This is a genomic window from Singulisphaera photorubra (assembly GCF_045290345.1).
Taxonomy (GTDB): Bacteria; Planctomycetota; Planctomycetia; order Isosphaerales; family Isosphaeraceae; genus Singulisphaera.
Window position 1 is genome coordinate 1,302,894 of the sequence record NZ_CP155447.1, and the last position, 12,928, is coordinate 1,315,821.

General features: G+C 64.0%; 12 protein-coding genes. 1 reads left to right on the forward strand and 11 read right to left on the reverse strand.

Annotated features, from left to right (window positions below; translation table 11 throughout):
• Window positions 1–114: 114 nt before the first annotated feature.
• The 11 genes from V5E97_RS04920 to V5E97_RS04975 all read right to left on the reverse strand — a co-directional run bounded on the left by V5E97_RS04920 (window position 115) and on the right by V5E97_RS04975 (window position 11,825).
• Window positions 115–279, reverse strand: a complete 165-nt coding sequence (locus V5E97_RS04920; protein ID WP_406698171.1) for a toxin-antitoxin system protein — start codon at window positions 277–279, stop codon at window positions 115–117.
• Between the two features lie 621 nt (window positions 280–900).
• Window positions 901–1,788 (reverse strand): DNA-methyltransferase, encoded by an 888-nt coding sequence (locus V5E97_RS04925; RefSeq protein WP_406698172.1) that lies wholly within the window; start codon window positions 1,786–1,788, stop codon window positions 901–903.
• Between the two features lie 7 nt (window positions 1,789–1,795).
• The gene (locus tag V5E97_RS04930) at window positions 1,796–2,932 is read right to left on the reverse strand and encodes a sigma-54 interaction domain-containing protein (protein ID WP_406698173.1); all 1,137 of its coding nucleotides are present in this window, start codon (window positions 2,930–2,932) and stop codon (window positions 1,796–1,798) included.
• Window positions 2,933–3,106: 174 nt separating this feature from the next.
• Window positions 3,107–5,467, reverse strand: coding sequence for a HEAT repeat domain-containing protein (locus tag V5E97_RS04935; RefSeq protein ID WP_406698174.1), 2,361 nt, complete (start codon window positions 5,465–5,467; stop codon window positions 3,107–3,109).
• The gene (locus V5E97_RS40470; RefSeq protein ID WP_475297064.1) at window positions 5,454–6,182 is read right to left on the reverse strand and encodes a hypothetical protein; all 729 of its coding nucleotides are present in this window, start codon (window positions 6,180–6,182) and stop codon (window positions 5,454–5,456) included. Before V5E97_RS40470 ends, V5E97_RS04935 begins: the two co-directional genes overlap by 14 nt.
• Window positions 6,183–6,208: 26 nt before the next feature.
• The gene (argH, locus tag V5E97_RS04950) at window positions 6,209–7,594 is read right to left on the reverse strand and encodes an argininosuccinate lyase (RefSeq protein WP_406698175.1); all 1,386 of its coding nucleotides are present in this window, start codon (window positions 7,592–7,594) and stop codon (window positions 6,209–6,211) included.
• 227 nt (window positions 7,595–7,821) lie between these two features.
• Window positions 7,822–8,754 (reverse strand): hypothetical protein, encoded by a 933-nt coding sequence (locus V5E97_RS04955; protein ID WP_406698176.1) that lies wholly within the window; start codon window positions 8,752–8,754, stop codon window positions 7,822–7,824.
• A gap of 381 nt (window positions 8,755–9,135) precedes the next feature.
• Window positions 9,136–9,732 carry a superoxide dismutase family protein gene (locus tag V5E97_RS04960; protein WP_406698177.1) on the reverse strand — a complete coding sequence of 199 codons (597 nt, stop codon included), beginning with the start codon at window positions 9,730–9,732 and terminating at the stop codon, window positions 9,136–9,138.
• 606 nt (window positions 9,733–10,338) lie between these two features.
• Window positions 10,339–10,659, reverse strand: a complete 321-nt coding sequence (locus V5E97_RS04965; RefSeq protein WP_406698178.1) for a hypothetical protein — start codon at window positions 10,657–10,659, stop codon at window positions 10,339–10,341.
• 178 nt (window positions 10,660–10,837) lie between these two features.
• A complete protein-coding gene (locus tag V5E97_RS04970) occupies window positions 10,838–11,323 on the reverse strand; it encodes a hypothetical protein (RefSeq protein ID WP_406698179.1) in 486 nt (161 codons plus the stop codon).
• 34 nt (window positions 11,324–11,357) lie between these two features.
• Window positions 11,358–11,825, reverse strand: coding sequence for a cupin domain-containing protein (locus V5E97_RS04975; protein WP_406698180.1), 468 nt, complete (start codon window positions 11,823–11,825; stop codon window positions 11,358–11,360).
• A 253-nt stretch (window positions 11,826–12,078) separates the two neighbouring features.
• Here V5E97_RS04975 and V5E97_RS04980 point away from each other — a divergent pair, with 253 nt between their 5' ends.
• The gene (locus tag V5E97_RS04980) at window positions 12,079–12,777 is read left to right on the forward strand and encodes an SDR family oxidoreductase (RefSeq protein ID WP_406698181.1); all 699 of its coding nucleotides are present in this window, start codon (window positions 12,079–12,081) and stop codon (window positions 12,775–12,777) included.
• Window positions 12,778–12,928 lie beyond the last annotated feature (151 nt).

Sequence of the window (12,928 nt, forward strand, 5' to 3'; positions counted from 1 at the left end):
CCGACCGAGGGCACGGGGCGCGTCCGCGGTCGGCCGCGAGATTAGAGTCCCATTCGGGTCGAGATTTGCTCCCCAGATTTCTCCCCGCATTGGCGTGGGATGATTCACGAATCGTTAGTCCAGACCATCAGCCAGCGTGGCGTCCCACGCCGCTCGCTCTTCTTGTTCCTCCGCCCAGGCGGCCGGGGCCTCTCGCAAGGCGGCGAAGTCGGCGTTGAGCCCTTCCAGGAAGCGTTTCTTCCTGTACTCCTCGATCGCCTTGCCAAGCACCTCGGTCATCGGTTCGTCAGCTTCCTCCGAAAGTGACCGGAGGGTCGCGTGGGCGGAACGACTAATTCGAACCGTCAACCTTTCCATAAGGTTTGACTTCCTGACCCGAGTCATGTGTGGTGCGCTGAACGAATGACTCCGAGTCTGTTGTGGCCCAGACACAATCTCCTTTGATACGTGGCGACCTACTGTTCCCCATCTCAGTCGCCAGTGACCGGTAACCCCAATGGTATACTGAGCTGTATACAAATTCAACGTCATGCCGATTCGCCACGAGACGATCTCGAACCGGCCGGCACACCCGAGATCGGCTCTGGCAATTGGCCCGACTGAGGCGGTCAACAGCCTCGGCGGTGGCCACGGATAAACTCGACAAGAACCTGCCTCGGTTCAAGATTGAGCGCGAAAGGTAGGGACCGCCGCATGGGCTGGTTCTTTTGCCCTTGTGGCAACGGCAACGGGTTGAGGGATCCGGGCGGAAGACGCGGTCACGTGGCGACAGTGTCGGTCCATGCCGGGGAAGGAAGGGCGGAGGCATCGTCCGGATCTTCCACAAAGGGCCGCGGTTCCACCGACAGCCCATTCGATCGCACCAAAAAAGGGGGAGAGCGGACCACGATCGGTCGCGGGTCACGCCCGCTTCGCACGCGCGGGGGTGGGCTTGACGCTGACGAGCGGCTCGGCGCTTCCTTCGAGAGGCTGGCCCACCTGGGCGGCTTCGAGGCGGGTCTCGATCTGGGCGGCGTAGTCGGGGGAGAGTTCGAAGCCGAGGTACTTGCGCCCGAGCTTCTTGGCGACAACCAGGGTCGTGCCGCTGCCGGCGAACGGGTCGAGGACGATATCTCCCTCGTTGGAGCAGGTCCGGATGATCCGGCCGAGGAGTTGCTCGGGCATCTGGCAGCCGTGCCACCCAGCGCGTTCCTTGAACGTGCCGCAGACGCGAGGGACGTACCAGGTGTCGCTGTCGGGGGCGAAGCCTTCGGGTAGGTCCTGAGGGCGGAGAATCCAGGTGTCGTCAGGCACACGGCCCTTGGGGTCGGCGCGGGCGTCGGCGTAGACGAGCTGCCGCGCGGAGGGGACGCGGATGTCGTGGTCGTTGAACAGGAACCGCTTGGCGTCCTTGACGAAGTAGAACAGGTGGGCGTGGCTCCTGCTGAACTTCTTCTTGCAGTGGACGCCGAACGTGTAGTACCAGATCACCCAGTTCCGGAGCGTCAGGCCCTGGCCGCGGTGGAAGGCTACTTTGAGCTCGGCCGCGTACTCGTCGCCAATCGCCAGCCAGAAAGTGCCGGTCGGCTTGAGGACCCGCGTGACCTCTTTGGCCCAGAGCTCGGTCCAGGCGAGGTACTGGTCGGCGCTGCGGCTGTCGTCGTAGACGTCGTAGGCGTAACCGATGTTGAACGGGGGATCGGCGAAGACAAGGTCGATCGACCCTGACTCGACCTGCCGGATGTTTTCCAGGCAGTCCCCCTGGTAGAGACGGTCGAGCGCCAGGCTGGGGGTGGGGGCCGCGGACATGATTCGCTTACTCCTCGTCACCGGCGGAGGACGCGTCCGAGCCGTCAGGGCCGTGACCGTCACCGTTGCCGCCGCTGTTTTCGTCACCGTCGATGCGGTATTGCGCGAGCTTCTTGTGCAGGGTGTTTCGATTGATGCCCAGGCGGGCGGCCGCCTTGATCTGCACCCGTTCGCACGACTGGAGGACCTGCTGGATCAGTTCGCGCTCGACCTGATCGACGATCCGCTTGTGAAGGTCGTTCGCCTGCGGACCGGCCGCGCGAACCCCCTGACGGACTAGCTCGGACGTCATGGCCGTGAGGTCGCCCCCACGCGATCGGATCGGGCGCGGGGCCGCGACTCCGCGCAACTGAGGAGGCAGGTGCTCGACGGTCAGCTCGGGGCCTTCGCCCAAGATCACGGCGCGTTCGACGTAGTTTTGAAGCTCGCGGACATTGCCCGGCCAGTCGTGGTCACGGAGCAGACGCATCGCCTCCGGGTGGACGCGCCGTACGTCCCGGCGATTTTGATCGGCATACCGCTTCAGGAACAATTCAACCAACAAGCCGATATCGTCCCGACGCTCGCGCAAGGCGGGCAGGTAGACCGGCACGACGTTGAGTCGGTAGTACAAGTCTTCACGGAACCGGCCGGCGTCGATCTCGTCGAGCAGGTCGCGGTTGGTCGCCGCGATGATCCGGGTATCGACCTTCTTGGTGTTCGTGTCACCGACCCGCTCAAACTCGCCCTCCTGGAGGACGCGGAGCAGCTTGACCTGAAGCTTGGGGGAGGTGCTGTTGATTTCGTCAAGAAAGATGCTGCCGGTGTGCGCGGCTTCAAACCGGCCGGTCCGGTTATCCACAGCGCCTGTGAACGAGCCTTTGACGTGGCCGAACAGTTCGCTCTCGAGCAGACTCTCGGTCAGGGCGCCGCAGTTGACGCGGATATAGGGGCCGGAGTATCTCGGGCTGAGGTCGTGAATGGCGCGCGCGACCAGCTCCTTACCAGTCCCGGTCTCGCCGACGATCAGCACACAGGCGCGAGAGGGGGCCACTTGCCGGGTGGTCCTGAAGACCTCGAGCATTGCCGGGCTCGAACCGATCACGCCCGGCAGAGGAGTGTCTCCTCCCGGGCGAGATGGGGAGCGATCATAAGGGATGGCCATCGCCGCGCGTCCTTCCAAGAGGGCCGGTGAACACCGCGGGCGGGCGAGTGGGCGAACCGCTTCGCTCCACCCTCGGGCCGGCCGGACCCCTCCTCTCCTCGATCAATCGTTCAGTTCAACCTATCCGTCGAATCCTCGGCTCTTGCACGGCAAAAAATCGGCCCTTGAATCGCATCACGGTTTGCCGTCCGCGGGAGGCGGAACCTCCGCGTCGGGCGCGGGCATGGCCTCGGCGGGTTCCGGAGTCGGCGGAGAGGGGGCCGATTCTGGAGCCGGGGCCGCCTGTTCAGGGGCCGCGGGAAGAGCGTTAAGTTGCTGGAGCCGCGCGCCCGCCTGAGCCGGCTTGGGTCGAAGGGCACCGATGAGCGTGGCCATAGCGACCCGCAAGGCGGGTTCACGCTCCTGGTCGAATGCGGTCAGGAGCTTCGCTTCTTGGTCGGCCGCCACAAGCGGCCCGAACCGCTGAAGGCTCCGGGCGAGTTGCTCGGCCGCGGAGAGGCGAAGCGGGGTGGGCTTCGACACATCGAGAACTACGTCGGCGAGGCTGCGCTGGGCCTCGGCGTCAGGCACATCCCCCAGGGCCGACGAGGCGGCCAGGTTGGTCGTCGGAGTATTCAGAGCGAGGGACAGAGCGCTCTCGGCTTGCCGCAAGTCGGACTCGAACGGGTTGCCCGGCCGCGACGCGATCAGAGCCAGAAGCGAGGCGGCCTCGCCTGCGAAGGTGGCCCGCTCCTCATCCGAGAACTCCGACGGCCGGCCCCCGAGCTGCCGCTCGAGGATCGCCGCACTGGTCGGGGTGACGAGAAACTTCACCCCCGGATAGTTGGTGAACGTCGCATCGAGCGCGGCCTGATTGTTGAGCGGGCCCACAACGTAGATCGGAATCCCCGCGGTCCGTGCATCGGCTCGCAAGTTCGAGAGGATATCGACCAGCCGCCAGGGTCCACCGACCTGGTGCGCATCGACCAGAATCAGCTCGACGTCGGCCCCATCGGCCGCGGCACGAAAGCCATCCGCACCGGTTCGAGCGACCTGGGATTGGTAGCCAAGTTCTTTGAGATAGGAGGCGACCAGGTTCCCACGATCCAGGTTGCCATCAATAACGACGGCCCGAGGCGCCGGCTGATTGACCACAAACCGCGCCAGGATCGGCACGACCTGGCTCGAACCGGCGAACGGCCGCCGGGGTTCGAGCAAGACCAGGGCCCGCGCGGCGGCAAACTGAGCGCGTCGACCGGGCGAGGAGAGCGCCTCGACCAGGGGGTGAACCCGCCGGCCGGACGTCAAGACGTCGCGGTCGACAATCTGCCCCAGGGCCGTCGCCGCGACCGCGGCCAGATCCGGCTTGCCGTCGGTGATCGCCGTCTGAAGGACCTGGCCGAGCACGTTCGGCCCAGCGGCCAGGGCTAAGGCAAAAGCGCCTGTGGGGTCGTTGGTCGTCACGGCTTTGAAGCCCGCATTCTCGACCGCTTTTTCCAGGGCCTGGCTCACCAGGACGATCTGGGCGGGCCCATCGGCCGGATCGAGCTTGAGCGCCTCACGTGCCAGCCGCTGTCCGAAGTAGGCCTCGGCATCGCTCCGCGAGACCTGACGAGGGACAGGGATCTTCTGATCCGCGTCCCACTCCCAGATCAAGGCCGAATCGCCGGGGAACAAGAAGGCGTGACGGTGGTACTTCCGCGCCTCGTCGGTCAACACCCGAACGGGGGAACGGGGCTGGGACTCGAACGACCGGCCCGTCAAGCGGGCAATGGCGCGGCGGGCCGCGGCGCGGGCCGGCGCCCCTGTGTCCGACGTCGCGGCCAGGGGCGTCAAGGACGGAACCGCTCGAACGTCGCCGATCATGCCCAGGGCGTTGGCCGCATCGGCCGCCAGCCGCCCGTCCGAGCTCTCGAGGACTGCAATCAAAGGGGGGACCGCCGAGCGGTCGAGTCGCCCCATGTTATAAGCGATCAGGGCCCGGTCCTCGGCGGGGATGTTCGCCCGGTCCAGAGCCTGCACCAGATAGGGGACGGCATAAGGACCAGCCTCACGGAGTCGCTCGACAGCGTACTCTTGCTCCTCGGAACTCTTCGTGAGCGTGTTGACGAACCGCTGAATCCGATCGGCCCGGGTCGAGTTCCGCAGCGAGGCGGCGGCCAGTAAGGAGGTGAGGGGACGGGCCAGGGCCCGCGTTTCGGGATAGTTGTCCAGCCGGAGCACCGACCCGACGCCGTACCGGTCGCGGATCTGAAGCAGCACGGCGTCGTCGGGCTTGGACTTCATGAACTTGTTGAGATACGGGACCGCCTGCTGGGCCTGACCGGTCCGAATCAGGTAGTCGGCCGCCTCCCAAAGCTCGATCGGAGTCTGCGGCTCCTTGCTGAAGGTCTCGGGGCCGGGGACTTGCCCCCTTGCGTCAGCGGCAAACCCGGGCAGGAGCGATGCCCCGGCCGCCAGGCAGGCCACTACGCACGAGATCGCCAGGCGATCGCGGAAAGACGAGTTTCGGCACATGAGGTCGAGTCCGCTCTGCTCGGGGTCAACGGGGGACATTCGATTTCACAACACGGTCGAGTTCACAGGCGCTCCTGAAGGACCAGATCCTCGTTGGGTTCGCGGTGGCGGACCAGGCGGGCATCCGCCCCATCAACGAGGATCTCGGCAGCGCGGGGGCGCGTGTTGTCGTGGGAGGCCATGACCATGCCGTCGGCGCCTGCCGAGAAGGTCGCCAGCGATCGTCCCGGGACAGGGCAGGGCACGGTCTTTGGCCAGGAAGTCTCCGCTCTTGCAGACGGGTCCGACCACGTCCCAGGGCTCGGTCCCTGTGATCGCGGCCTCGTCTTCGTCGGGAGGGGCGGGCAAGCCGACAGGCGCCGTGACGGGCCAGGTCCGATGGAACGATTCGTACAGCACCGGGCCGGATCAGGTCATTCATCGCGGCGTCCTGGATCAGGAACCGCTTCACTCCCGACTGCTTGGTATATAACACACGACGGACCAGGATGCCGGCGTTGCCGGCAATCACCCGCCCCGGTTCCATCGCTAGACCGCGTCCCATCGCCTGAATTCCCGGCAAAATCACCTTGGCGAAGTCGGAGATCGGCCGCGCCTCGTGGCCTCGGCCATTGATCCCGTCTCCACCTCCCAGGTGATACCAGGCGACCGAACAACCCAGCTTGCGCAATCGGGCGATGATCTCGATCCCATCGGTCACCGCGCCACGGTTAGGCGCGTTGGCCCTGATCTGCGAGCGGATGTGCGTGGACATGCCGTTCATCGTGACGCTCAGAATCCTCACGAAGGCAAGAGTCGAGTCTTCCAGGCGGCCAGTTGTTTCTCGACCTGGTCGGGTGCGGTCGAGCCGTGAGACCGGAACGCCTTGATGGCGTTGGCAACCCCCAGAACGTTCTTGACCCCTGGTCCGAGGTTGGGATGGGCCTTGGCGAAATCATCATCGGGCAGGTCGACCAGGCGACGGCACCCTTTCTGTTCGCAGAGGCTGACCAGATGGCCGATGACTTCGTGCGCGGAGCGCTGGGGAACCCCTTGACGGATCAGGTATTCCATGAGCGTGGTGGCGTCGAGGAAGCCTTCGTCGAGCCGCTCGGCGATCCGGTCGGCGCGAAGGGTCGCCCCCGCGACGACGACGGCGGCCAGTTCCAGGCAGGCCTCGACCGTATCGAACGCATCGAAGATTGGCTCTTTATCCTCTTGGAGATCGCGGTTGTAGGCGAGCGGCAGCCCTTTGATCAGCACGAGCAGCGTGTTGAGCGCACCGATGACCCGGGCGGTCCGCCCTCGGATCAGCTCGAGAACGTCGGGGTTCTTCTTCTGGGGCATGATGCTGCTGCCGGTGCAGATCGCGTCGGGCAAGGCCAGGAACGAAAATTCCTGGGTGCTCCAGAGGACCCACTCCTCAGCCCAGCCCGAGAGGTGCTCGGCGATCATCGTCAGGTCGAAGACCGACTCCAGGGCAAAGTCACGGTCGCTCGAGACGTCCATGCTATTGGCCGCCACCCCGTCGAAGCCAAGGGCCTTGGCGACGTGGTCACGGTCAATCGGCAGGGTCGTGCCGGCCAGCGCGGCAGCCCCCAGGGGCAAGACGTTGAGCCGCTTGCGGGTGTCGGCCAGGCGGTCGCGATCGCGGGCGAACTTCTCGACGTAGGCGAGGAAATAATGAGGGGCGAGCACAGGTTGAGCGCGCTGAAGGTGGGTGTAGCCGGGCAAGATCACCTCGCGGTGCCGCTCGGCCGCGTCCACCAGGGCACGCTGGAGGTCGGTCAGCCGATCGCCGATCCGGTCCAACCCGTCGCGGACCCAGAGCTTGACGTCGGTGGCGACCTGATCGTTGCGACTCCTGGCCGTGTGCAGCTTGCGCCCCACGTCGCCGAGCCGGTCAATCAGGGCGGCCTCAACGTGCATATGCACGTCCTCGCGTTCGAGCACGAACTCGAACCGGTCCGCCTCAATCTCAGCCCGGATATCCGACAGACCCCGCACAATTTGCTGGCACTCATCGTCAGTGATCAAACCAACATGAGCCAGCATCTCGGCGTGCGCGATCGAGGCCCTGATGTCGTGCTCGAAGAGCCGACGGTCAAAGGAGATCGATTCCGTGAACTGTTCGACGCGACGATCCGTTTTCTCGCCGAAGCGTCCGCCCCAAGGTTTGCTGGCCACCCGTCATTCCCCTCTCAGCCGTCCCGCGATGCGCAATATCAGAGCACAAAACAACTCCATCGTAGGCAGCGCAGCACGGAGAGTCAACCAGCGAGGGTACGGGCTTGGGGGGAACTGAAGGGCAATTTCGGCCTGCCGCTCGCCGCGAGCCGCTCGGATCCGACCGAGAATCGTCGGCTTGGGGGGAACGTCTGGAAAAAGGGACGGAGCGGGCCGAGGGATCGTGATTATTGGCCCGCTTTGGCCTTGGGGCGCGCTTTCTTGCGGGCGGAGCGGGGCGAACTCTTGGCGGCCTTCTCGGGCGCCGAGCCTTCCTTGGTGCTTGCCTCGGCCCCGGCGGTCGCCGGGTCTTGAGTCGGCTTCGGGGCGGCGTCGGCCGAAGCCTCGGGCTTGGTTTCGGGCTCCGGGTCTGAATCGGGGTCGAGCTTCGCGAGATCGAAGGGCTCGCCGAGCATCTTGTTGAAGGCGGCCTTCTGCTTGGCGTCGATCACCTTGCTCAACTGCTGAACGGCACCGTCGCGAAGCTTCTCCATCATTTCCCGGAGCTGGGCGACCTGGCCGGGCCCCACCTGGCCCTGGGCGGCCCCCTGGCGCATCCTCGCGAATAAGAGGAACTGGTTCTGCTGCATCTGCGTCATGATCGACTGCACATACTGGCGCTGGGTGTCTTTCAACCCGAGCTTGGCGGCGATGTCCGGCCGGGCGACGGCCAGCGGACCCTCCGTGCGAAGGACGATCTGGTTGAACCGTTCCTTCTGCTTGTCCTCGAGAATCCGACCGATCGCCTGATCATTCTCCCGGCGCATCCCGTCGCGGGTCGCCAGCATCCCCTGCGGATTCAGGCCGCCCTCACCGTCTCCCCCTCCCCCGAGGAATAACGACTGGAACTGATCTCGCTGTTTCTGCGCCGCGGAGACGGAGAGGCTGAAAATCTTGTGCTTCTGGGCATCGGTGAGCTTGAGCTCACGCTGGACTGCGGGAGCCATGAGGATCGTCACGGGGGCTTGAGGCCCCGTGCCCATGGTGCGTGCCAGGCCGGCCAGGCTCTCGCTCCCTCCATCTCGACCGGCGGTTTGCGCTCGAGCGATCGAGAACTCACCAACCGCCGCCAGGACCACGGCCAGGCCAACCGCCGCGCGGAACGTTGGAGCACGATTCATTGATGCGTCTCCGTCCCAAGTCCGGTGGAGGGGGCACCGCTGGGTCCGAAATCAAGAGGTAGTGGACCAGCTCCGCCCCCGGCGTTGACGCCGCGAAGGAGGCAGTGGAGCCCCATTCTTCAGGAATCGGATGTGAACCGCAATGAGAAGTGAAAAAAGCCGACGGCGTTTCGGTTGGACGGTTCCACCCCAGCCGCGCAATGCATCGAAACAATTGCATTGTTCTATTGAATGACCCGTGCCCACCCAACGCAATAACCCGCGAAGCTATCAAATGACACGTCCGCGGATCCCTGGTGGCTTGGTCATGGACCAAGGGGGATCCGCGGACGAGATTTCAGTCACTCAAATGCTTTGATCTTGACTTGATTCAACTTCACTTCACTTCTTGGCGGGCGCGGTACCGCTCATCATCCCAGCGGCCTTGGCGACGCCGACGACGCCGCAAGCGACGCGATCACCGGCAGCGCCGGCGGGGGGCGACTTGAGGTCGTCGGCCTTGGCGTGAACGATCAGGCCACGGCCGATGATCGAGTGGGCGCCCGAGAAGCTGATCGCGGAATCGAGGAGTTCGATCTTGGCAACGCCCTTATCGTTGGCCTCGATGTTCCCGAGGTCACCGACGTGTCGCTTGGTGTCGTGCGGGCCGGCGTGCGGCATGTTCGTGGGGTTGAAGTGGCCCCCCGCGGACATGGCGTCATCCGAGCTGCAATCGCCGAACTCGTGGACGTGGAAGCCGTGCGGGCCCGGGGTCAGGCCTTCGACCGTCCCTTCCACCAGGATCCCCTTCGGAGTCTGGGTGAACGTGATCTTGCCATGAACGTCGCCCCCCTTCTTGGTGGCGTGCAGCACGGCAACGGCCTTCGTGACTCCTCCCAGGGGGGCCACCTCGGCGTGCTGGGCCCAAGTCCCAATTGTGGTCAGGGTGACCAGGGCAGCGCCGGACGCGATTGCGAAAACGAAACTCTTACGTGTCATGTTGTCTCTCCTCTGGGTGTGCCTACCTGGCGGGACCAACGCGGGTCGTTGCAACTTAGCCTGCAGAGCCGCCGCTCACAAGGGACTTCATTCCGTCCGAGGTCGCGAACCGCCGTTCGGACAGGCAGGATCGGCAAGGTCTGCCGCAAAACGCGCGGCCAACGCCGTTTGAGTCGCCGGTTCGGAACGCGTCTGGGAGCCATAGGAATTCAGCCCTTGGGGACGCGCTCCCGAGAATCCCGAGCCCTGCCAAGGGCGGCCTGAGGGGCAGGTTAACACGCCCGATATCGCAGGCTTCGCCCCAGATCAGGCCGCCCTTGCACGGCTAAAACCTACTGACATAAGGATTCCAGGGGCGTTGTCCCGGGCTGCCTGGGAACGCCCCGATAGGGCGATGACCAGTGAGCGCATGTGCGTCTCAGTGGGTAAGCCGCTTACGGAATATCCGTAAGCACGCAGCGCCAGGAGGCCAGGGCGAAGGCCTCTGCGTCTGCCTACAAACAGGCCTCGCCGCACAAGGGATTTCTTGTGCGGTGAGGGCAGGGGAAGGAGAATGAGACCGACGAGGGGGGGAACGCGGAGAATTGTCAGCAGGTGCTTCACACGTCAATAAAGGCGGGTGACCTCCGGGGAGGAGCGGATGATGTTGCCGTCGCTATCGGCCGCCAAGAAATAGCTTTGAATAATCTTGGAGGACGTGTATTCCTTCCCGACGACAACGTTCACCCGGTAGCGATCATCCCAGAGCGGCCGAACGTGGACCGCCAGCAAGTCGGCCGGGGAGCCGAGCGAGCGAACCACTTGCTTTCGAATCAGATCAAGCAGCCTGCCCTGTGTCGCGGAACTCAACTCTTCGACAGGCGCCGACTGTGGCGTATTTGGCTTCGTCGGCCGCCGCGCGTCCGGAGAAGGGTCTGGGGCGCTCATCGGCGATCCTCATTTCATCGGGGTTCCACCACCGTCCCACAGCACACTATCGAGCGATTATCGACTAAATGATAAAATCTGGCAACTTTTTATTTATCAGGTTTATCATAACTTGCCATAAGGCGAACTACGGTTCCGGCTCGCCTCCTTGTCCTTTTTGCTGGGAGCGAGCAACCAATCACCCGACATCCCCGGAAAGCGGAGCCTTGCGGATCGTTCTGAGGTGAGAATACCACCAGACCACCAAAGCGGTCGCCAACGTGGGGAACACCCAATAATGAAGCACCTGGAAGCGGCGCAGAGTCATCTCATCCGTCGGTCCGGAGGACGGCCCCAGGTAGCCGGTGAACGAGGTTCCCAGGAGAACAGCCAGCAATAACAGAAACAGCAGGACTTGTGCCGCCGTAGCGAACGGACGAGAGCGCAGGCGGCTCAAGGTGACGCCGATGCCAAGCAGAACGCTCGTCCAGGCCAGAATCAATAGACCGTGAGATAACCATTTGTGGGTCGCCGCAACGGACCTGGGTTCATGGATCCCGCCGGTCGCAATAACGCCCAAGAGCATCACACCAACAACACCCGCAAGGCCGCGGGAGATCCGACGCATGGCCACGGGCCACCTGATGGCAAAAACCACGGCAACAGCAATTTCAACGATGGACAACAACAATTTCAACCGTTGCTAGAGGGGATTCCGCTCAGAACGCTTTCAGAATTTCCAGGCCGTACCTTGGGGCGGCCTCGATGAGCTTGGCGATGTCCTCCGACGACGGAGGAATCGGCGCATCCTCGCGACTCTGCAGGCGCGTGCCCACTTCGGCGAAGAACTCCTCGAGGCCGGCGGGCGTGACGGTAACGATCATCCTGCCGGGGGTTGAACCGACGTTCGTGAAGTTGTGGGGAATGTCGCGGCGAGCGAAGAGGAATCCACCCGCCGTGACCCGAATCGGCTCGCCGGCCACGATGAACTCGAACTCGCCGTCGATGACGTAAAACGCCTCGTCCTCGCGACGATGAACGTGCGGCGGTGAGCCGCTCCCCGGTGGAACGAAGAAATCGAGCACGGAGTAAGCGCCCCCGGTCTGTGCGCCCGTGAGCAGGAACGTGTAACGGTCGCCGACCACCGAATAGACAACATAACCGCCAGGATCGTTTGTCGCATTCATCGTGGGTTAAGAATATCCATGAAAGGGAATTTCGTGGACGCTTTCGCGTGACAAATTGAGGATACGAAGACCAAACTTCGGGATCAAGAGAGCCTGACGTTATTGAAACCGTCGTGAATCCCTCATTCCCGGGTGAGTGGCTGCGCTCACCGAACGCCCGGTCTGTTCAGCACTCACCGGCCCGATTAACCTTGGTCTCAATGGAAGAGGTACGGCGCCCACCATTGACGACAATGTCGGGGAGAGGTGAAGGATGGTCCAGGCATCGCGGAAACTCATTCTGATCACAGGGACCACCCGCGGGATCGGCCGGGCGATGGCGATCGGGTTTGCCAAGCTCGGCCACACCGTCGTCGGCTGCGGGCGAACGGCCGGGGCGCTGGCACGTCTGCGCGAGGAGCTCGGCCCGCCACACGACTTCACGGCGGTTGACGTCGCCGACGATAGGCAAGTCAAGGCGTGGGCGAGTGATGTCCTCGACCGATTCCGCCCGCCTGACCTGTTGCTCAACAACGCGGCCCTGATCAACGGCAATGCACCGTTGTGGAAGGTCGCGGCCGACGAATTCGACCGGGTCGTCGATGTGAACCTCAAGGGGGTCGCCAATGTGCTCCGCGCCTACGTCCCGGCGATGATCGAGCAGCAAAGCGGGGTGATCGTCAACTTCAGCTCGGGTTGGGGGCGTTCCACCGCGCCCGAGGTCGCCCCCTACTGCGCAACCAAGTGGGCCATTGAGGGCCTGACCCGAGCGCTGGCCCAAGAACTCCCCTCGGGTCTGGCCGCCGTTCCACTGAACCCGGGGATCATCGACACAGCGATGTTGCAGAGCACTTTCGGAGGCCGAGCCAAGTTTTTCCCCAACCCCGAGGCCTGGGCCGAGATCGCCGTGCCGTTCCTGCTGACGCTCGGCCCGAAGGACAATGGCAAGCCGCTCTCCGTGCCGGGGCAATGAGTGCCGCTTCGTCCGCGGGCGTCATCGAAACCGGCCGCCCACGGCGAAAGCAATCGATATTCATCGAATATAAGCTATTTAATGAACATAAATTGCATCGATCCGTAGCCGTTCGGAATTCGAGACCCAAAGAATTGGCGGGAATTATTGG

What these genes read in the sequence shown, in the direction of transcription:
- V5E97_RS04920 (WP_406698171.1), bottom strand. Translation starts at nt 279, where the DNA reads ATGACCGAGGTGCTTGGCAAGGCGATCGAGGAGTACAGGAAGAAACGC.
- V5E97_RS04925 (WP_406698172.1), bottom strand. Translation starts at nt 1,788, where the DNA reads ATGTCCGCGGCCCCCACCCCCAGCCTGGCGCTCGACCGTCTCTACCAG.
- V5E97_RS04930 (WP_406698173.1), bottom strand. Translation starts at nt 2,932, where the DNA reads ATGGCCATCCCTTATGATCGCTCCCCATCTCGCCCGGGAGGAGACACT.
- V5E97_RS04935 (WP_406698174.1), bottom strand. Translation starts at nt 5,467, where the DNA reads ATGTCCCCCGTTGACCCCGAGCAGAGCGGACTCGACCTCATGTGCCGA.
- V5E97_RS40470 (WP_475297064.1), bottom strand. Translation starts at nt 6,182, where the DNA reads ATGTCCACGCACATCCGCTCGCAGATCAGGGCCAACGCGCCTAACCGT.
- V5E97_RS04955 (WP_406698176.1), bottom strand. Translation starts at nt 8,754, where the DNA reads ATGAATCGTGCTCCAACGTTCCGCGCGGCGGTTGGCCTGGCCGTGGTC.
- V5E97_RS04960 (WP_406698177.1), bottom strand. Translation starts at nt 9,732, where the DNA reads ATGACACGTAAGAGTTTCGTTTTCGCAATCGCGTCCGGCGCTGCCCTG.
- V5E97_RS04965 (WP_406698178.1), bottom strand. Translation starts at nt 10,659, where the DNA reads ATGAGCGCCCCAGACCCTTCTCCGGACGCGCGGCGGCCGACGAAGCCA.
- V5E97_RS04975 (WP_406698180.1), bottom strand. Translation starts at nt 11,825, where the DNA reads ATGAATGCGACAAACGATCCTGGCGGTTATGTTGTCTATTCGGTGGTC.
- V5E97_RS04980 (WP_406698181.1), top strand. Translation starts at nt 12,079, where the DNA reads ATGGTCCAGGCATCGCGGAAACTCATTCTGATCACAGGGACCACCCGC.